This is a genomic window from Chryseobacterium sp. LJ668 (genome assembly GCF_019613955.1).
Classification (GTDB): domain Bacteria; phylum Bacteroidota; class Bacteroidia; order Flavobacteriales; family Weeksellaceae; genus Chryseobacterium.
Genome location: NZ_CP080443.1, coordinates 2,846,544 through 2,866,717 on the forward strand (window position 1 = coordinate 2,846,544; position 20,174 = coordinate 2,866,717).

Annotated in this window: 20 protein-coding genes and 3 tRNA genes; 10 read left to right on the top strand and 13 right to left on the bottom strand. The window is 33.7% G+C overall.

The window, feature by feature from the left end; genetic code table 11:
• Entirely contained in the window at positions 1-657 is a 657-nt protein-coding gene (locus tag K0U91_RS13250; RefSeq protein WP_219969605.1) for a rhomboid family intramembrane serine protease, read from the top strand.
• A gap of 197 nt (positions 658-854) precedes the next feature.
• Here the strand turns inward: K0U91_RS13250 and K0U91_RS13255 are convergent, their stop codons facing one another.
• Positions 855-3,350: a pectate lyase family protein gene (locus K0U91_RS13255; protein ID WP_220179095.1), complete on the bottom strand. Its 2,496-nt coding sequence runs from the start codon at positions 3,348-3,350 to the stop codon at positions 855-857.
• A gap of 242 nt (positions 3,351-3,592) precedes the next feature.
• On the opposite strand from K0U91_RS13255, the gene K0U91_RS13260 reads away from it, so the two are divergent.
• A complete protein-coding gene (locus K0U91_RS13260) occupies positions 3,593-4,390 on the top strand; it encodes a T9SS type A sorting domain-containing protein (protein ID WP_219969270.1) in 798 nt (265 codons plus the stop codon).
• A gap of 163 nt (positions 4,391-4,553) precedes the next feature.
• Here K0U91_RS13260 and prmC read toward each other — a convergent pair whose 3' ends face one another.
• From prmC to K0U91_RS13280, 4 genes are read right to left on the bottom strand one after another with little or no spacing between them, the layout of a single operon-like run.
• Complete coding sequence (gene prmC, locus K0U91_RS13265) at positions 4,554-5,405, bottom strand: peptide chain release factor N(5)-glutamine methyltransferase (RefSeq protein ID WP_220179096.1); 852 nt, start codon at positions 5,403-5,405, stop codon at positions 4,554-4,556.
• Positions 5,406-6,164 carry a peroxide stress protein YaaA gene (gene yaaA, locus K0U91_RS13270; RefSeq protein ID WP_220179097.1) on the bottom strand — a complete coding sequence of 253 codons (759 nt, stop codon included), beginning with the start codon at positions 6,162-6,164 and terminating at the stop codon, positions 5,406-5,408.
• 3 nt (positions 6,165-6,167) lie between these two features.
• Positions 6,168-6,869, bottom strand: coding sequence for a CPBP family intramembrane glutamic endopeptidase (locus K0U91_RS13275; RefSeq protein ID WP_220179098.1), 702 nt, complete (start codon positions 6,867-6,869; stop codon positions 6,168-6,170).
• A 15-nt stretch (positions 6,870-6,884) separates the two neighbouring features.
• The gene (locus tag K0U91_RS13280) at positions 6,885-7,496 is read right to left on the bottom strand and encodes an L-threonylcarbamoyladenylate synthase (RefSeq protein WP_219969266.1); all 612 of its coding nucleotides are present in this window, start codon (positions 7,494-7,496) and stop codon (positions 6,885-6,887) included.
• 100 nt (positions 7,497-7,596) lie between these two features.
• Here K0U91_RS13280 and K0U91_RS13285 point away from each other — a divergent pair.
• The 4 genes from K0U91_RS13285 (at position 7,597) to K0U91_RS13300 (ending at position 8,552) form a co-directional block, all read left to right on the top strand.
• Positions 7,597-7,669 (top strand) — tRNA-Met (locus tag K0U91_RS13285).
• Positions 7,670-7,709: 40 nt separating this feature from the next.
• A tRNA-Met gene (locus tag K0U91_RS13290) sits at positions 7,710-7,782 on the top strand.
• A 39-nt stretch (positions 7,783-7,821) separates the two neighbouring features.
• Positions 7,822-7,897, top strand: a tRNA-Met gene (locus tag K0U91_RS13295).
• A gap of 256 nt (positions 7,898-8,153) precedes the next feature.
• Positions 8,154-8,552, top strand: coding sequence for a hypothetical protein (locus K0U91_RS13300; protein WP_220179099.1), 399 nt, complete (start codon positions 8,154-8,156; stop codon positions 8,550-8,552).
• 61 nt (positions 8,553-8,613) lie between these two features.
• Here K0U91_RS13300 and K0U91_RS13305 read toward each other — a convergent pair whose 3' ends face one another.
• Entirely contained in the window at positions 8,614-9,183 is a 570-nt protein-coding gene (locus K0U91_RS13305; RefSeq protein ID WP_219969264.1) for a hypothetical protein, read from the bottom strand.
• A gap of 324 nt (positions 9,184-9,507) precedes the next feature.
• On the opposite strand from K0U91_RS13305, the gene K0U91_RS13310 reads away from it, so the two are divergent.
• From K0U91_RS13310 to K0U91_RS13325, 4 genes are read left to right on the top strand one after another with little or no spacing between them, the layout of a single operon-like run.
• Positions 9,508-9,873 (top strand): BlaI/MecI/CopY family transcriptional regulator, encoded by a 366-nt coding sequence (locus K0U91_RS13310; RefSeq protein ID WP_220179100.1) that lies wholly within the window; start codon positions 9,508-9,510, stop codon positions 9,871-9,873.
• 1 nt (position 9,874) lies between these two features.
• Positions 9,875-11,707, top strand: coding sequence for a M56 family metallopeptidase (locus K0U91_RS13315; protein WP_220179101.1), 1,833 nt, complete (start codon positions 9,875-9,877; stop codon positions 11,705-11,707).
• Between the two features lie 48 nt (positions 11,708-11,755).
• The gene (locus K0U91_RS13320) at positions 11,756-12,580 is read left to right on the top strand and encodes a GLPGLI family protein (protein ID WP_220179102.1); all 825 of its coding nucleotides are present in this window, start codon (positions 11,756-11,758) and stop codon (positions 12,578-12,580) included.
• 1 nt (position 12,581) lies between these two features.
• Positions 12,582-13,490 (top strand): GLPGLI family protein, encoded by a 909-nt coding sequence (locus K0U91_RS13325; protein WP_219969260.1) that lies wholly within the window; start codon positions 12,582-12,584, stop codon positions 13,488-13,490.
• 58 nt (positions 13,491-13,548) lie between these two features.
• Here the strand turns inward: K0U91_RS13325 and K0U91_RS13330 are convergent, their stop codons facing one another.
• Genes K0U91_RS13330 through K0U91_RS13360 form a run of 7 tightly spaced genes read right to left on the bottom strand, consistent with a single transcriptional unit; the run spans position 13,549 to position 20,034 of the window.
• Complete coding sequence (locus tag K0U91_RS13330) at positions 13,549-15,405, bottom strand: M61 family metallopeptidase (protein WP_219969259.1); 1,857 nt, start codon at positions 15,403-15,405, stop codon at positions 13,549-13,551.
• Between the two features lie 54 nt (positions 15,406-15,459).
• The gene (locus K0U91_RS13335) at positions 15,460-16,071 is read right to left on the bottom strand and encodes a hypothetical protein (RefSeq protein ID WP_219969258.1); all 612 of its coding nucleotides are present in this window, start codon (positions 16,069-16,071) and stop codon (positions 15,460-15,462) included.
• Positions 16,072-16,079: 8 nt separating this feature from the next.
• Positions 16,080-17,711 carry a M1 family metallopeptidase gene (locus K0U91_RS13340; protein WP_220179103.1) on the bottom strand — a complete coding sequence of 544 codons (1,632 nt, stop codon included), beginning with the start codon at positions 17,709-17,711 and terminating at the stop codon, positions 16,080-16,082.
• Between the two features lie 53 nt (positions 17,712-17,764).
• The gene (locus K0U91_RS13345) at positions 17,765-18,163 is read right to left on the bottom strand and encodes a hypothetical protein (RefSeq protein WP_220179104.1); all 399 of its coding nucleotides are present in this window, start codon (positions 18,161-18,163) and stop codon (positions 17,765-17,767) included.
• 10 nt (positions 18,164-18,173) lie between these two features.
• Positions 18,174-18,926: a class I SAM-dependent methyltransferase gene (locus tag K0U91_RS13350; RefSeq protein WP_220179105.1), complete on the bottom strand. Its 753-nt coding sequence runs from the start codon at positions 18,924-18,926 to the stop codon at positions 18,174-18,176.
• Positions 18,917-19,654 carry a DUF2071 domain-containing protein gene (locus K0U91_RS13355; RefSeq protein WP_220179533.1) on the bottom strand — a complete coding sequence of 246 codons (738 nt, stop codon included), beginning with the start codon at positions 19,652-19,654 and terminating at the stop codon, positions 18,917-18,919. The genes K0U91_RS13350 and K0U91_RS13355 overlap by 10 nt, the downstream gene beginning before the upstream one ends.
• Complete coding sequence (locus K0U91_RS13360) at positions 19,654-20,034, bottom strand: DoxX-like family protein (RefSeq protein ID WP_220179106.1); 381 nt, start codon at positions 20,032-20,034, stop codon at positions 19,654-19,656. Before K0U91_RS13360 ends, K0U91_RS13355 begins: the two co-directional genes overlap by 1 nt.
• Positions 20,035-20,174: the final 140 nt, after the last annotated feature.

Here is a 20,174-nt window from a genome sequence, read left to right on the forward strand (position 1 = left end):
TTGAGTGTTATTGTTATCATACTTATTGCTATCACATGTATTATCAGTTATTTTGGATTGAATAATATGGCAATATTTGAAAAATATAAATTTAATGTTGCTGCAATAAATAATCGGAAAGAGTATATCAGATTGATTAGTTCAGGATTTTTGCACGCAGATTTTATGCATTTATTTTTTAATATGTTTTCTTTATTTCTATTTCAAGGCGCTGTAATACAGTTTTTTGGAGAAATAGGATTTCTGATCATTTACTTTGCCTCAATGTTTTTAGGGAATTTATTTAGTCTGTTTATCTATAAAAAGCAACCTTGGTATTCTGCCATTGGTGCAAGTGGAGGAGTTTCGGGGATTCTGTTTGCGGCTATAGCAATGGCTCCTAAAATGAGTTTGTTTCTGTTTTTTATTCCAATTCCGATTCCGGGATTTGTATTTGGACTTTTATACTTTGGTTATTCAGTTTACATGATGCTGAATCCGAAACAGTGGGATAATTTGGGACATGCTGCCCATTTGGGAGGGGCATTTTTCGGATTAGTTTATGCAATCGTTAATCAGCCAGAAGCAGCATTAGAGAACTCTTTATTTATAGGCATTATGTCGCTGCCTCTTTTATATCTATCTTACGAAATATTTATTAGAAAAAAAATCGGATAACATTTAGTATTTAAAATATCAAAACCAATGATTTACTCATTGGTTTTGTTTTACTTTAAACGATATCCATCAACATTTGATAACAAGTGTTAAAAATTCTTATTGGAATATTAATTTCTTAAAAAGATCAACGGAAAAAAAAGAGTTCGCCTTCATTTAGTAGACGAACTCCTGATTAACATGATAATTGTTTATGGTTACTTTTTAATAATTTTTTGATTGAAAATTCCTTCCTTCGTTTTAATTTGTAAAAAATAAACCCCATTACTCAAGTTGCTCATATCAACCTTTGTGATGGTTTCGTTTATTTTTTTTACTACTTGTCCCGCAGAGTTGGTTACAATTACCTTCTCTACCAAACTGTTGCTAGGCGTTGCAATAGTAAGTACTGAACTGACAGGATTTGGGTAAACAGAAAATTTTCCTTTGCTATTCTCTTGAGTTCCTAATGTTCCTGAATTGAAAACTGTTTTAATGTAGAACAAGTTGGCAACACTTCCTTTTGTAATCGTATGTGCTCCTGCTGCAACATTTTGTATTGTAACAATACCAGCCGATGCAGTATAGTTTACATTGTCAAACTTCACAGTTCCGGTGAATGTCGGATCAAAAACCAGTGTTAACGTTGAAGCCTGTAAAGTGTTGTAAGCTATAGAAGTCGCCGATTCTAATTTTAGACGTTTTGTTAAAGTAAGTCCATCGTATGTGGCTGATCCGTCAGTTGAATTGATGTTTGCTGATGTGAATGTATAAAATGAACTGCTTAAAGCTGATGTTGTGAAATTATGAATTTCATTTCCTTGTGCAGTTCCGGGCGCAATCACACTGATGCCTCCTGTTCCTGAAACCGGTGTTCCTGCTGAGCCAACAGTAATTACAGTAAAGCTTACATCATCCGTAGGATTTCCAGAGACTGTAACTGTTTTGTTGGTAGTATTTTTCACAAAACTTACTCCCGATACAGGTAATCCCGTTACTGTTACATCGGTTGCAGTTCCGCCCCAAGTGAATATCATGGGCGACATTGCAGTTGCCGTCACTATAGTTTGGTCGTTGTTTGCGGGGATTGTTAATGTTTGGGAGCTTATTGTGGGTGAAGTAATTCCTTGTACAGAAACCAACTGGGAAGTATAATTTTGTAATAATGCCATTAATCCTGTATTTACAGAAGAAGAGGTGTCATCTCCTGCATTGCTGAATGTCCAGCTGATATCTCCACCAGAAACTCTACCTGAAAACTGCATTGTTTTATCTCTTCCCTGCAACGGATTATCAATAACTAAAGAATTGATGTACAAAGCTGCATTTGTGTCAAAATTATTATAGGTCGCACCGCCCTGAGCAGCTGTAATACTGCTGGTTAGTACTTCATTTCTGTTAGTGGCAACATAGGCATCAAACTGAGTTAATGCTGCTGAACTGTAAGGGACAAAAGCGGTCTGACCTGTCATATAGTTGTTATGAGCTTTGATCATTCCCCCGTCTTCATTAGAAAATGTTCCTGGTGCACCTCCGGCAATATCAGTTCCTTGTTTAGAAATCAACATTGGATATTTACAGTTTCTGAAATAATTTCCTTCCACAAAAATTGATGATCCTAAAGTTGAACCCACACCATATTTAGAATTTCCGTCATAATAGTTGTTATAAACGTGTGCAGAAAAATAACGTACACGTGGATGTCTAGAATCTGAATGATCAAACCAGTTGTGGTGATAGGTAATGTACAGATCAGTTGTAGTTCCTTCACTTAAACCCAATAGGCAACTCTTTCCGTTATCCCAAAAGTGATTGTAAGAAAATGTTACATAAGTAGATTTTTTTGAATCAAGAGCGCCGTCTCCTTTTGCCTGATCGGCATCAGATCCCGGAGCACCATAAAATAGATCATTATTGTGAGCCCAAACATAAGAATTGTCTTGTTGAAGACTCAGATTATCACCTTCAGACGCATCAGTCAGCATAAATCCCAAATTACGAACCTCAATATTGGTCGCAGATTTTATCCTGATGCCCCAACCATTTACCAATGCATCAGATCCTACACCTTCAAAGGTTATAGAGCTGGCTGCGATTTTTTTATTTTCTATCACAATATCTCCATTCAACATATAATTAGGATCAGTAACATTTCCAATCATCCTAATATCTAGAGGTCGAGTATCCAGACCTTTTTTGAAACCATCCAAGATTGTCTGTAAGCCTACGCACGGATTTGCATTTGCCCCCGTAACATTCATTGAAATAGTATTTTTTGTATCCTGAGTGACGTATAAAACTACTGCATTGGCTTTAAGTGTACCGTCAAGATTATACGCTCCAGGTATTCTTCCGTTGCTGTGGGCGAAACCAGATCTGTCATGCGCGGTTACAGTAATTGGTGCAGATACAGTTGCCGGTCCGTCAACATTTGCGGTAACAGGAACTACTTTTATCGTGTATATCCCTGCACTCAGCCCAAGAACATCAGCTCTGTAATAAGAACCATAATTTCTGATTAATTGGGTATCGATGATTTTATCGGTGAAAGTTCCTCCCGTATAATACACTTTATAGCTGTCGACACCACTTACTGGCGTCCATTTTACATAAGCTGTTTCCATCCAGCCTGTTGCCTGGGTGATGGTGACATTTTGTGCATGCATGCTTAGGAATCCCATAAACAGTACATAAAATATAATTATTTTCTTCATAAAGTTGATCATTAAAATAGTTTGCTAATAGTTTCTAAGAATGTAATCGATTGCACGTAAATATAGTAAATTTTTTAATTTAACAAAATTTGTTGCCAAAAATTTATTTTTTAGTACTATTATATGACGTATTTAAATTAATTTAAATTTTTTCTTGCGTATATCGAAATTAGATTTAACTTTATGCAATCGATTGCGTTCACATTAAATTTATATAATAATAACATTAAAAGTCTTTAATTATGAAAAACACATTTATCTTATCGTTGCTGTTTGGCTTGTTTTTTACAAGCCTGATCAACGCACAAAGCAAAACCTGGGATTTTGGAAACAGCGCTACATGGCCGGTTTCTTCCGGATATTCTGCAGATACATTGTATGATAACTTAGCGATGATTCCGGGATCGAGTGTCACCAATCTCGGTGCAGTAGAAGCAAACAGTGCAACCTTCCTTGATGGATATACTGCGGCAAAACGTTTTAAACTAAATGGAGGTAGCTGGGATACGGGTGCAACTTCTTTTGTGATGCCCACTAAAAGGTATATTTATTTTGCAGTAACCGGTGCATGTACCATAAAAGTATGGTTCAAAAGCGGGGGCTCTGGTACAAGAACTTTATATGTTACTAATGGAACCAGCATTATTGGTTCTTTAGGAAGTGCCAGTTCTTCAGATCCTTTGTTATTAACTGCTAACTATGCGGGCGGAGCCGGAATTATTTATGTGGCGGGTGATCAGGCGATGAATATCTATAAAATTGAAGTTTCAAACAATGTAGGTACAACTTCCCTTGCAACTTTAGGTCTACATGACGGAGTGAAAAAAGCTCAGGCGACAGTTTATACGAAAGGAAATTCTCTATTTGTATCTAACCTGAATAACACAAACACTGAAGTAAAAGTGTATACAGCAACAGGAAATTTGGTGAAGACTGCAAAATCCAGCTCAGAAATGAATTTTGATCTTGAAAGTGGTTTTTATCTTGTGCATTTGAAATCTGCGACAGGTGAAAAATCTGTAAAAGTCGCTCTCAGATAATTAAAAAACAGCACCGAAAAGAGTCTTGTGAAAAAAAATTACAAGGCTCTTTTTGATTTAAATATCTAATGTTTGAAAATTCAATTCACTAAAATTCTGATAAATGAAGGGCTTTGATTATCATTTAAATGGCTTAATCATGATAAAATGGATAAATAAGCAATTATTTTATTCCAAAAATAAAACGGTCATTTCCGCTTAAATCTTTAATTAATTCAGCTTTTAAAAAACTATTTTGATATAATTCTAAAGTTTGCTGACCTAATTTCTGATTGATTTCCAAAAAAAATAACCCATTTTTATCTAAATATTTTTTAGCATCTTCGGCAATCTTTCTATAAAAGATCAAAGCGTCTGACGTTGGTGAAAACAGTGCCATTTTCGGCTCAAATCCTTTCACAGAATCATCAATTTCCCGTTCTTCTTCAATCCCGATGTAGGGCGGATTTGAAATGATGACATCATACATTTCATTCAAATTATAATTCAAATAGTCTGTATGAATAAAATCGATGTCAAACTGATGAAATGCTGCATTTTTTTTGGCAACTTCTAAAGCTTTTTCCGAAAAATCAATGGACGATACTTTAGAATTTGGAAAATATTTTTTTAAAACCAAAGGAATAATTCCGCTTCCGGTTCCGATATCTAAGATTTTTAAATTTTTACTTTCAGAGAATAAATTTTGAATGTTCTGAATTGCTATTTCCAGTAATTCTTCCGTTTCCGGACGAGGAATCAGCACATTTTTATTCACGTAAAAAATCATTCCATAAAACTCCGTTTCGCCCAAAATATGTTGATAAGGTTTTCCTGCTTTTAGTTCTGAAATAATATTCTGAATCTGATTTTCTTGCTCGACGGATAATTCATTCCCTGAAAATATCCTTTGCTGAACCTTATTAAATCCTGAAATTTTCTCGATAAATATTGAATAAATAAAATCGCTTTCAGAATCTGTATATAATTCTGAAAGTTCATCTTTAAATTGAATTTTGAATTCTGCAATTTTCATTTATCTCGTGAAAACAAGTTTTGTATCAGTCGATTTTTCCTCATCAATTCTGTAGCCATCATAATTAAAAGCTTTCACATCATTTAAAGTCTTAGCTTGAGTTTCTGCACAAAATCTTACTACCAAACCTCTTGCATGTTTTGTATAAACAACGATGGTTTTCAGTTTTCCTTCTCTTATTTCGTAAAATTCAAAATCGATTACTTTGTGATTGAGCTTTTTACGATCAATTACTTTGAAGTACTCATTGCTGCCAAGATTCAAAAGGATTTCATTCTTTTTCATTTCGTCATTCAGCTGGCCGGTGATTTTTTCACTCCAGAATCCATATAAATTTTTATAGTCATCAAACTGAAAAGGTCTTCCCATTTCCAATCGGTAGAGCATGATTTTGTCGGAAGGTTTCAGCAGGCCATACAATCCGGAAAGTATTCTGTAATTTTTCTGTAAATAATCAACCGCTTTTTTATCTAAGGATTGTGCATCCAGACCTCTGTACACTTCTCCCGTAAAGGCAAAAAGGGCGGGAGCAGATTCTTTTGCTTTTGGTTTTGAGTTCCACTTTTGATTTCTTTCCCAGTTTTCATCTGCCAGCTTTGTCGAAATATCCATCAGTTCCGAAAGATATTTGGGAGATTTATTTTTTAAAAAAGAATGTATAAATGCTGCACCATTAATGAATTTAGGGGTTGTACTTCTCAAGAAATCTGTTGAGTTTTCTATATTCATCAATTTGGCAGGTGATGTGATTATTTTCATGATTTAAAAAGCTGATAATTGTTTAATATCAACCAGATTCAGAAGGATTAAAGATATAAAATCAATCAAAAAATGGCAGATAATCAGGATTTTGATGTTAGAATATTTCTTGTAAAAAATTGCAAATACGATTCCAATAAAAAAAGGAACTACAACTTGACCAATTGTTCCATATGTGCTGTGAAGAATTCCGAATAGCAGCGCCGAACCAACAATTCCTGCGGCTGGACTATTGTATATTTTTTCGATTCTGGGCTGGATGTAGGCTCTCATCAGTAGTTCTTCAATGATACCGGCGGTAAGACATGTGAAAATAATCAGAAAATAATTGCTTTTAAAAATTGAATTGAGCTGTAACATCTTATCGCTTATTTTTTCCTGTGTCACAATCATAATGGCGGCATTTAAAAAAGCTCCGCCAAAGCTACAGATCAGATAAAGCCCAATAATAGATGCCAAATAGAATTTAGTGGGATATTTCTTATCTTCCCAAGCAAAGAATGATCTGTTTTCAAGAAAAAAATTATAAATTAATATAAGTAATAAAACAAGCCAGAGAACCAATCTGTCATAGAAAAAAAGTTCAGCAGTAAAAGTTTTAAAATTAAAAAATAAATTAATTACAGGAATTGAATACAACATTGCAGAGGCAAGAAGTACAAAAGTAAAAATAATGCCTACCGAGTATTTTCCGTTCAGACTCATAGTTTACAAGCAGTTCTAGATTTCACCTTTGCCTTGTCTTATTATTTCCGGTTCACCAGACGTCAAATCTACAATCGTTGATGCTACATTATCACCGTAGCCTGAATCGATTACAATATCAACCAAGTGATCATATTTTTCAGCGATTAATTCGGGATCTGTGGAGTATTCTATAATCTCGTCATCATCTTTAATAGAGGTTGATGCAATAGGATGTCCCAATTTTTCAACAATCAGTTGCGGAATCGGATGATCCGGAACGCGTATTCCTATTGTTTTGTGATTTTTATAAGCCAGAGGCAAACCTTTATTGGCTTCTAAAATGAAAGTAAATGGACCAGGTAAATGGTTTTTTAAAAATCTGAATACAGAAGTGTCGATGGGCCTGGTAAAATCTGAAAGATGGCTAAGATCATTGCATATAATTGAAAATTTCGCTTTTTCCAGTTTCTGTTTTTTTATCTGAGCGAGTTTTTCCATGGCTTTAAGATCAAAAATATTGCAGCCCAATGCATAAACGGTATCAGACGGGTAGATAATGAGTCCGCCATTATTCAGGGATTTAATCACCTCGTTGATAAGGTTTTCCTGAGGATTATCGGGATAAATTCTTAGTATTTTTGCCATAAAACAAAGATACAAATATTTAAATTATTTTGTTGAAGTACCGTATTTAAAAGAAAAACTTGCATTTTCAAAAAGTATTCGTATATTTGCAATCCAATATCGCGGGATAGAGCAGTAGGTAGCTCGTCGGGCTCATAACCCGGAGGTCATCGGTTCGAGTCCGGTTCCCGCTACTAAGTTTAAGTGCTTTCGGTAAGCACTCTAAAGATACACCGCGGGATAGAGCAGTAGGTAGCTCGTCGGGCTCATAACCCGGAGGTCATCGGTTCGAGTCCGGTTCCCGCTACTAAGTTTTAGTGCCTCGGTTGCACTCTAAAAAATATACCGCGGGGTAGAGCAGTAGGTAGCTCGTCGGGCTCATAACCCGGAGGTCGCACGTTCGAGTCGTGTCCCCGCTACCAATAGGAGAATTACGAAAGTAGTTCTCCTTTTTTTGTGCTTATATTTTTACTAAAATGCCCTAGAATATATTTTCGCCATAATTTATAAATGTTAAAGAAACCCATTTTTTATTAAAAAAATACTAAATAGGAAAGATTATCGGAAAATTATTAATAAAATTGGATAATTAAATTTAATTATGCTTTTAAACTATGAAAACAGTTATGAAAAGCTTAATAATTTTTAGATAATTAAACAATACACAAATAAAAAATTATGGAAAATTTACGGCAAGAAGATGTGGAAAAGATTGAAGCATTTATGAGAAGATGGTTTAAGCATTTTGATGATCTGGATGAAAACAGCTTCTTTCTGCAATATTTATCAGACGATGTAAAGATGAAATTCCCAGGAAATGACGTGTTTATAGGGCATGAAGGATTCATTAATTGGTTCACAGAATCTAAAAATAATCTTCTAGACAAAACAACGCATCATATTTCAGACATTGAAATAAAAGAAAATCCTAAAAACCTGTTTGCTATCAATTTTAAAGTAAGATACATTGCTGATATGAAAGACAATAGGATTGATATGAATGTAAGGGAAGACTGGAAGCTAATTTGGAATGAAGAGAATGATCAACCTATAATATTAGAATACTTAGTAAGCTAAAGTAAATACAAAATAAAAATCCCGTTTCAAAAAACGGGATTTTTTATATACTGAAGTATAATTAATTTACAAGCATATCAAAATTCTGAAGCTTAAAATCATCAGATTTTAACTGCTCAAAATAAGTCGATTTGTTGTTTCCTTTCATCTTCTTCACTGCACCTACAGCACCTGAGAAATCTTTATCAATTTTTGTGGCAATTTCTGTTGGTTTGAAATCAAGCTTTATACTGTCGTCTGCAACTCCTAAATATCCGTTCTTTTTGGTAACATAGGTAATGTAGTTTTCGTAGATACCGAGTGTATTTCTAAAGTACTGTGTATGGTAGTTCATACATTTTGTTGCTTTTTTAGATCTTCCTAAAATACAGCTTGCCATATTGCCTTTATAAAGCTCAAATTCCTGAGAAACTTTATCGTATTCATTTTTCAAAGCCGCTTTTCCATTATTTAAAACAGTTGCATCACCTTGCTTTTCACTGATCTTTTTCAAATGTTCCACAACAACAGGAACGGTACCTTCGATTTTTGATTTTGCTTCGGTAACCGATCCAAAAACAGACGACATCTGAGCCGATGTTACACTAAAAACAAACAATAATAATACAGGTAATAGATTATATCTTTTCATGAGAAATTTTTAAAGCACTAAAATAAATATATTTTCTGAGTTTAAGCAAGTAGATTTTAATTTTATTTAATAAATTTTAACAAGTTTTATGAATTTTCAGTAATCTCCGATCAAATGGTGTAATATAATTACCCATAAAACAATCTTTAATATAAATTTGATATATTTTAATAAAATTTATATATTTGATAATCAATCATTTATAAATAAATATTTGCTATCACTAAAAAAATAGTTTTATGAATGAATAAAATTTCTACATTTGTATAACTAAATTATTAGTGATAGTTAATTATTACATATTACACCAACAAAAAGCAGCTTATGAAAATTCAGAACCTAACAAAAGCAGAAGAGCAGGTAATGCAGTATTTATGGAAGCTAAATAAAGGTTTCCTGAAAGATGTTCTTGATCTTTTTCCAGAACCAAAGCCTCACACAAACACCGTTTCAACGATTTTAAAGGTTTTGAAAGAGAAAGATTTTGTTGACTATAATATATACGGTAGACAGCACGAATATTTTCCTTTAGTTTCTAAAGAACAATTTTCGGGGAAAACGATGAACAGCCTGGTGAAAAATTATTTTAAAGGATCTTATAAGAGTGCCGTTTCTTTCTTAGTGGAAAAAAATGAAATGACTGTTGAAGATCTTGAAATGCTTTTAAACGAACTTAAAAACAAAGATTAACATGGAAGCACTGATTTTATATTTCGGAAAAGTAGTCATCTGCTCAGGTGTAATGTTTTTGTACTATCAGTTGTCTTTAAAAGACAAGACATTTCATCATTATAACAGATTTTACTTATTGTCGGCAATATTGGTATCTATTTTATTACCGTTGATCAGCGTTGACGATTTTACCATTGAAGTAAATAATGATGTTTTTGTATTGATCAATAAAATACAGAATTTAAACTCAGATAAAACTACAGACCATGATTACATTTATTTTAGAATTATTTTTTCAGCTTTGGGATTGGTGTCTCTCTATTTTTTAGGAAAACTATTGTATGGAATACTAAAGATTTCTCAGTTTAAAAACCAATTTCAAAAAGAAACGTTCGAAGGAGTCAATTTTTATCAGACCAACCTTTCAGAAGCTCCGTTTTCATATTTTAAAAATCTGTTTTGGAAGAATACGATAGTGATCAATTCTGACATCGGTAAGCAGATTTTAAAGCACGAAATGGTGCACATTGAGCAGAAGCACTCGTATGATAAGATTTTTATAGAAATCATTACCTCTGTTTTCTGGTTCAATCCTTTTTTCCATATTATCAAAAAAGAAATCAGTTTAATTCACGAATATCTGGCTGATAAAAAAGCCGTCAAACAATCGGACACAAAAGCATTTGCGCAAATGCTTTTAGCAAGCCACTTTTCCGGAAACCAGTTGCCTGCGACCAGTCCGTTCCTAAGTTCAAACCTTAAAAAAAGACTCAAAATGTTACAAAAACCACAAACCAAATTCGGATATGCGCGTAGAATTCTTGCATTACCCGTTTTATTTACCATTGCTTTTGCTTACATGGTGAATGCTAAAAATAAAGAAATCACAGAAACCAATATTGAGATTGAGAAAGCAGTTTCTGAGATTAAAAAAGATACGATACGACCGGAAAAAACAGAGCGGGTAGAAAGAATTTTCAGAAAATCAAATGAAAATAAAAAAATTGCAGACCTTAGCAAAAAGATTGAAGAGAAAAGCAAATCGCTGAAAAACCTGAAACCGGAAAGCAAAGAATTTGAAAAAAATGTTGAGGAAATAGGTAAGCTGTCTGAAGAAATTGGCAGGATTTCCAGTTCAGATGAATTCTTAAATTCAGCAATGGCCTTCAGAATGGATGGCAATGACATGAAAATCAATGAATTTTTCAAGTCTGAAGATTGGAAAAATAATATAAAAGAGCTTAAAAAAATGGAAATCGAAATGCCGGATTTATCTGAGCTTGATTTTGATTTCCCGGAAGCACCGCTGCCGCCACATGCCCCCAATGCTCCGAAGGCTCCAAAAGTAAAGATATACAGATATAATGATAACGCAGACATGCAATGGTCTCCGGAATTAGGATCTATTTACAGACCTTCTGAAAGAATGAAAGATTCTCCGGAAATTGCAAAGAAGAAAGCCGGATTAGATAGAAAAAGAGCAAAGCTAAATGAAAAAAGAGCCAAACTTGAAGGTGAAAGAGCTAAGATTGAGGCTGAAAGAAGAGCTTTAGAAGGAAATAACAGACGGGTTTATATCTACAACAATACTTATGGGAGTATTCCTACTGATAAAAGACTGAAGATCAATACCAATTATATCCGAAGCAATAGCAAAGATCCAATTATTCTCGGAAGAGACTTTAAAACAATTGATACAGATTCTGATCATCTTAAAATCTACATCGACGGAAAAGAAGTGACAAAAAAAGAGATGGATGCCCTGAATCCGAATTCGATTAAAAATGTCAATGTCAACAAGACGAAAAATAATGGTGTTTCTTCAGGCGAGATCAAAATAGAAACAAAATAATAATGATCAGCTTTGTCAAAATTTTTGGCAAAGCTTATTTTTAAGCCTATGAAAAAAACGGTATTATTTTTTATGTTTTTGGGTTTCTTTGCGAATGCTCAAAACAAACGTTTCATTTATGAATACCGATTCGTACCCGATTCTACAAACATTTCCAATATCAAGACTGAAGTCATGAATCTTGATGTTTCACCTGCCGGATCAAAATTCTACAGTTATACCGTCTACAATTCAGATTCTATAATGAAAGCTGATCTGGATAAACAGCTGGCTGCAACAGGCTCAATCAATATAAGGTCTGACATGCGGAAAGGTTTGGTGAAATATTCTGTGACAAAAAACTATCCAAAATATGAAGTGTTTTTGCATGACAGAATTTTAGCGGATAAATATAAAGTTTCTGAAGAAAGACCCATCAACTGGAAAATAACTTCCGAAAAAAAGAAAATTGGCGAATGGACAACACAAAAAGCAGAAGCAGATTTCGCAGGAAGACATTGGTATGCGTGGTTTACTACAGAAGTTCCCATTCAGGACGGACCCTACAAATTTCATGGTCTTCCGGGACTGATTGTGAAGATAGAAGATCAAACACGGTCTCATCTTTTCACACTTCAGGCGGTAAAAAATATCAATTCGATTCAGGATGATGTTTTTGATTCGCAAGAAATTCCGGTCAGTTTAAAACAATATAGTAAATTGATGAAAGATTACGAAAACGATCCGACAAAAGGTCTTAAACAGATGCAGATAGGTGGTATAACAATGATCATTACAGATGGACAAAACAATCACATGAAAGATCAGGAAATACTTTTAAAAGAGAAAATAAAAAAAGATAACAACAAAATAGAAATCAATAAAAGCAAATAGTATGAAAAAATTATGTATCGCTTTATTTTTATCAGCAGGAATGGGAATTTTTGCACAGACCAACCGTTTTTTCTACGAATACAAATACATTCCGGATTCTACCGATAAAGCAGATGTAAAAAAAGAAATGATGCTTCTGGATATCGACAAAAACGGATCTCAATATTACAGCCGAGATAAATTTGTCGCAGATTCTACTTCAAAAGCAGATCTGGAAAAACAATTGAAATCGAGTCCCGGAAACATTAGCGTTAACAGAAGAGATAGACCAGGACAAGTTTCATTTAAGGTAACAAAACAATATCCCGACTTCAAAACCTATCTTTTCAGAAGCATCTCTACAGATCAGTACAAAATAAACGAAGACAAAAAACCGGAATGGAAAATTCTACCGGATAAGCAAAAGATCGGCGAATATAATGCTCAAAAAGCGGTGACCAATTTTGGAGGAAGACAATGGACAGCCTGGTTCAGTACAGAAATTCCTTTCCAGGACGGGCCTTACAAATTTTACGGTTTACCGGGATTAATTGTAAAGATTGAAGATGCTTCAGGATCACATTCTATGACATTGATCGGTAACAAAACAGTTCAGGCTTCCAATGTAGGCAAAGAAACCCAGCTTCCTGAAAATATTCAGATCATAGGAATGGGAGGGAAAGAAATTGAAGTTACAAAAGATCAGTTTAAAAAAGCATGGAAAGCATACGCAAATGATCCCAGCAAAAATATGCGGGAAATGATGATGAAAAACGGCGGAGATTCTAATACAAAAATGGTCTTTAAAATGAAAACTCCGGACGGAAAAGAACTTTCAGATCCTAATCAGGTTTTCAGAGAGATGGAAAAAAGAACTAAAGAGGCCCTGAAAAAGAATAACAATTCTATCGAACCGGATTTGTTTAACTAAATTTTAAACTATTAAAAAAACAAAAGCGAGGAATAATCCTCGCTTTTGTTTTTGCTATTTATTTTTTACCGGTCAGCCACTGATTTTGAAGTTTCTGCTCAGTTGGGGTCGGATTGGCTTTAAACTTCAATGTCTCTATGGTCATCTTATCTAAAACAGCTTTACCTTTCAATTCTATTTTATCGTTTTTGTCACCATTCTTTCTCAAAACAGTTACCGTCACATTCTGTCCGTCTTTGATCGTTTTAGAATAGCTGATAAAATCCTGTATTTTTTGTACGTCAATTGTTTTACCGTCTAATGCTACAATCTCATCTGTAATTTTGAAACCGATACTTTTTGCAAACGGAGATAAAGCAGAGCTTTCGTCAAAAATAAAAGTATTGTTTTTCTCATTGTAACCGGTTTGATTAGGATCTTTTACAAACCAGAAAATCGGCGGAGTTTCCTGCTTGCTGATCTCTACACCTGCCTGACTCAGGTATTCTGCGTAAGGAGTTGGTTGGCTTCCAGCAATATATCTGTTATAAAAATCTTTTACCTGAGGAAATCCTGTAATTGTTACCAGCTCATCAATCAGTTTGTCATCTTTGAACGGTTTGTTTTCACCAAATCTCTGCGACAGTTTTCTAATCATATCACGATAACCCATTTCGCCATTAGAAAGTTTTCTCAGCTCAATATCAAGACACATGGTCAGAAGAGTTCCTTTTTCATAAACATTCCTGTACTGATCTTTATACTGATCCTGAAGAATATTTTTACTCATCACTGTAAATGGCATTGTGTCATTATAGCTTTTTGAGTTTTTGATCTTATCACTCATTCTCTGAAGAAACTGATCTTTTGTAATCAGGCCTTCCTGAATTTGGAATAAATTGGCAAAATACTCTGTTCCGCCTTCATACATCCAAAGGTGCTGAGACATTTTCGGGTCTGCGTAATCGAAATAATGAATTTCCTCAGAATGTGTTTTCAACGGATTCACTGTATGGAAAAACTCATGGGAAACAACATCTACAATAGCCTCATCGATGGCTTCTTTAGGCATCATCTCGTGAAGCACAACACTTGTAGATTCGTGATGTTCCAATGCTCCGAAACCTTTGATCTGCGGACCTTCTGTTCCTGCAAGATAAAGCATGATCGCATATTTCTTATTGGTATTCATATCGCCCAAAAATTTCTTTTGAGCAACCACCATTTTTTCTAAATTTTCTTTAAAATCTGCTGCTTTATACTTTCCTGTTGGAGAATATACTCCCAAAACCAAATCCATTCCGCCTGCATTGAAGGTAATAAAATCAGGTTTAGAATACATTAGCGGAGAATCTGTCAGTTTAGCATAATTTGCCAAAGTGAATGTATCTGTAGCCTCAGATTTATCCTGGTCAACCAAAGCTGTAGTTCCATAAAAATCGGTAGGTTTCTGAATGGTCAACTGATACGGGACATCCTGCATATTATCAATATATCCTACAAAACCGTGGGTATTGATTAGATACAATTTACCTTGCTCAATATCGGTTCCGGATGGGGAAAATACAGCTTTATGCTTGTCTGTCTGATTTTCTTCATCGAAGCTGTCATTTACCAGGTAAGTGATTTTAGTTAAAGCTTGAGCATTTTTAAGAGAATAGGTATTGTCACCCACTTTTGTAAAGGCTATTTCTTTTCCTTTATTATCTAAAAATTTAATTCCTTCTATAAATCGTCCGTAATCATCCACAGAATACGTTCCGGGAACTGTTTTTGGAAAGTGAAATTTCACATCTCCTGATTTCATTTTCGGAAATTCCATGGTAACGGCAATTTTGTCGTCTTTCACATTCACAAGATCAATATTTGTTTTGATCGACTGCGCATTGATGAAAGCGGCCGAAAGAATTCCTAAGCTTATCGCTATTTTTTTCATTAGAATTTATTTTATAGATAAGTAGTTGACAGAAAATTGATTTTGTTACAGATTTTAAATTTTTTCCTCCATCTTTTTAATATATCTAAAAAGTGGAGTTTTTTTTTCAATAATTATTTTATCTGTATATGGAGTTTTAAAATACGATTCCATGACAATTTTATCATCCTCATCACCTAATGATTTTAATATATAATGAGTTAAAAGAAATTTTGGGTAATCATTATGAAAATAAAAAATATTTTCCTCTGAGTTGCTATGTAATACTCCAAGCAGGAAATATATACGCTCCATATATAATAATGAGTTTCTATCATTTAAATTAATAGGACTGAAAATTGAAGTGGGAAAAGAAAAATGATTGTTTATAATAGGATTACCTCTCTTTTCGAAAAAATCTATAAATGCTTTTATAAGGTTGACAGATTGTAAAGAGGCACCTTTTTTCCCTTCAAAATAATTAATTGTTAAATCATTTTCAAGTCTAGATTCTTTTAAAATTTTGGCTGAATACTTTAAGAGCACTTCGAAATTGCGCAGTTTTTGGTCATCAATTTTCCAATCAAAATTTAAGAAACTCATTGTCTTAAAATTTCCATTTATTGAATCAAAACCGCCAGAATAGTTATTAATCCATCCTGCTAAATAAAAAAACGATAAACTCATTTACTATATTAATTAATCTTTTTATATCTCAAATAATAATTTTTATTAAACTTCACAGGATTTGCGTTTTTCAAAGTTATTTTCTGCCATGATTCCGTAGGAGAAATCATCTGGTCACTAAATCTTATAGGAAGATTAATGTTTTTGATAACATCTGTGAAACGATATTTCAGTTCGGTTCCGTTCTGCGAATATTCTAGAACCGGAACTTTGGTAGTTCTTAAATATTGATTGAAAATACTCGAAAAATCAATTCCTGATTTCTCTGAAATATACTTTTCAATCTGCTCTGTCGTCACCGTTTGATGATAAAAATCTTTATTTAAGCCTCTTAAAATTTGTCTGAATTTCTCATCATTATTAATAATTTGTCGGATGGTGTGAAGCATGCTTGCACCTTTCGGGTACATATCACCGCTTCCTTCGTTTCTAACACCGTATTTTCCGATGATTGGCACATCGTTGTTAATGGAATTTTGAATTCCCTGAGCATAGGTTTCTGCAGATTTTTTGTCCATATAGTTTTCGGTAAAAAGCACCTCAGAATACATGGTAAAACCTTCATGCACCCACATATCAGCCTGATCTTTTACCGTAATATTATTGGCAAACCATTCGTGGCCGCTCTCATGGACGATGATATAATCCCAGTTTAGGCCAACTCCGGTTCCCGAAAGATCGGTTCCCAAATAACCGTTGACATATTGATTGCCATAAGCAATATTGCTCTGATGCTCCATTCCCAGATAAGGTGAGTCTACCAGTTTATAAGAATCTTCGTAAAAAGGATAAGGACCAAACCAGTATTCAAAGGCCTTCAACATTGGTTTTACCTGCTGAAACTGTTTTTTAGCTTTATCTAAATTGTATTCAATCACCCAGTAATCAAGATCGAGCTTTCCATTTTCTCCATTGTAAGAATCTTTAAAGTTGACATACTTACCGATATTCGGAATTATAGAGTAGGCGTTGATTGTATTTTTAACTTCCCAGGTAAAAATGTTTTTGCCGTTTACTGTTTTTTTATCAGTTAGCCTTCCATTTCCGATTCCGACTAAATCTGATGGTGTTATAATTTTCATCACGATTCCGTTTTCAGGCTCATCACTCCAGATATCTTTTACGGGTAGCCATATTGATGCACCAATCCCTTCATCAGCAACACTCATCCAGGGATTTCCTTTTTCATCCTTCGTAAAAACCCAACCGCCATCCCAAGGTGCATTCTTAGCAATCAAGGGATTACCGGAATATGCTACGTCAATTGTATATTTTTCTCCTTTTTTGAAATTTTTATTGGCTGTGATGAATATGAAATCTCCGTCTCTTTTAAAATCACCTTTTACGGGAAAACTGCACTCTACCTTATCCGCCTTCATCGGTCGCTGAAGATCTATCTGAAAGACAGGATTTGTAATGTCTTTGGTGATTGTAAAAACAATTGTGTTATTTCCTTTGATACTTTTTGATTTAAAATCGGGTTCTACAGAAAGATCATATTTTTTAACATCCCAAAAATTACGGTATTCTGTATCTGAACCTTTTAAAGTGTCTTGTTTTGTGAAGGCTTTGTTTTGTTCAAAAAACTGACCGAAAGCAAATCCGGAAGCCAGTAAAAATGAGTAGGAGAGTTTATTCATACGATGTGGAATTTGATGTATTCAAAAATATAAAATAAAATCTATACTAAATATCAGTGATTAAAATATATGATCCAAAACACAAAACTTATGTAAACCCAAAGTAATGAGAAGATAACGTGTATAATGGTTTCGAAAATTTTTCCTTTCCATAATTTTGATGAATATCCGAAAAACTGTATAATCAGCCGGATTGTCCAGAAAATTGCTAATCCGAGCGTAATTTTCATTCCTAGACTGGTTTCAATCAATTCATGTGAAGAAGTAAAACAAAGCAAACCCATCAAAAATACAGTTAAACCGATAAAAATAGTATGGACTTTCATGATCTGGCGGTTGATCAGACTTAAAGATTTAAATTCTTTTTCCCATTCAAAATATTTCGGAAAAATAAAATGGATCAATGCCAATACTATGAACAGAATTCCGATGATAACTAAATGAGTCTGCATTTTATAATTTTTAAGGTTTACAAATGAAAATAGACATAAAGGGAGTGAATTTTATTTCTTCAAAAGATGTAAAACCTGCACTTTTAAAAGCATTCCTCCAGACTGCCCGAGAAAAAAAGTGTGTAAAACCGACTGAAAAGGCTAGAAAATTTGGTAAATCCCTTAAATGTTCGACCATGATTATTTTTCCGTCGTACTTACAAACCCGATGACACTCTTTCAAAAATTCAATTTTTTCTTTGTGAGATCTGATCTCATGTACAGCCGAAAGCAGAAATATAAGATCAACAGAATGATTATTCATTGCTATTGAATTTGATTGCATTTGTTGCGTATCCGGATAAACAGTACTTACTTTTCTGGCTCTGATAATTGCGGGTTCGGTGTGTCGTTCTGCATCATAAAAATCAAAAACCTTCAGATCTGAATTTGGAAAATTATTTTTAATAATAAAACTTGTCTCGTCAAAGCCTGCATTGATATTGATTATCTGTTTGATCTGTGAATCGTTGATTGCACATTTTTTCAGCCAATTAAAATTATAATATCCTGAAAAATCATAAACATATGCGGAGACAATCAAAGGCACAATCAGTCCATACAAAAATGAAATAATAAGAATCCAAAACAAAATGCCGGACCAGCTAAAGAGTTGGTAACTGATGATAATTAAAACTAAAATACCGATTCCGAAAAAATAAAAATGTCGGTTAAAGCTTAATATATTCAATACACCTTGAAATTTTCTTCTATTTATTTCCATAATTCTATTTTTCCTTTTTTCCAATAATATGGAACATTTTTAATGATAAAAGCATTGGCTAAAATCGGATTTTTCAGTTTTAAATTTTTTAAAAAATTAAATTGATAGTCAATAACTTCCAGAGGTTGTGGAGTCCAGTTCTGTCTTACGCCTTCAATGATGAGAACTTTTTTGGTGTTGTGATTATACGTAAAAGTGAAAGGCAGTGGACCTGCAAATCGCCTAGCTTCTTTCCAGTCAGTAAACGGCGAATTTTTCGGTAGGGAAATATTATTCTCCGTTTTGTTGATAATGACTTTAAATTTTGACTGAACCGAATAAATCTCCTTAAAGAATTCATTGTCAGTTTGAGTAATATCGGTTGTTGTATAATTGTAATGGGTGAAAATATTTCCCATCAGTTCCATTTTCTTTTTATCAGTTTCAGATTTAAGAATGTATAAACCGCGAAGTCTTTTGCCGTTATTGTTGGTGTACTTTACAAATAAACGATAACCAATAAGGAAAAAATCATTCCCCATGAATTTCGGAAAGCCCTTCGGCCGCAGATCTTTTGTCTGCACCAGTGCTACAGCGATGAAAGCCCATTTTTCCTGAAAAATTTCCAATTCTAAACATTCCGGAATAAGATTTTGGAGCTCTTCCTTCGGAACAGCAAATGTAAATACAAGCGAACTTTCAAAAAAAGCTTCTACGGCAAACGGATGGTTTTTTAAATAGTTGAGCATCATACTTTTATTGTTTTAGGTTTTAATTGAAATTCATTAAAATAAATCAATAGAATAAACCAAAAAGCAAATAATGAATTGTAATGTCCCCAAAGCAATAAATCAGGAACTAGAATAAACTCAAGAATATTCATCACTGCAATAATGATAATTTGTGTGACTGCATTGAGTTTTGTTTTAATTCCGGATAAAACCCAAAAAGCCATGAGTATTTCGGAACATCCAATAAGTATGGTTAAGATTCTTGAATGACCCTCACTTAGAATTCTAGAAACGATTTCCTCGTGACGGGGAACAAAGTTCAGAGCTTTGCAAATCAGACCATTAATGAGCCAGACTACTGCAATGAAATAGTTTAATAGTTGATAGATTTTAATCATTTTTGAAGTGATTAGTTTTAAACAAATGTAGATAAATATTTTTGAACTTTCAGTAATTATTGAAAATAAATGTTAAAAAATAATTTGTGAAACTTCACAAATTATTTTATATTGAACAAGAAATGTCTAAATATACAATC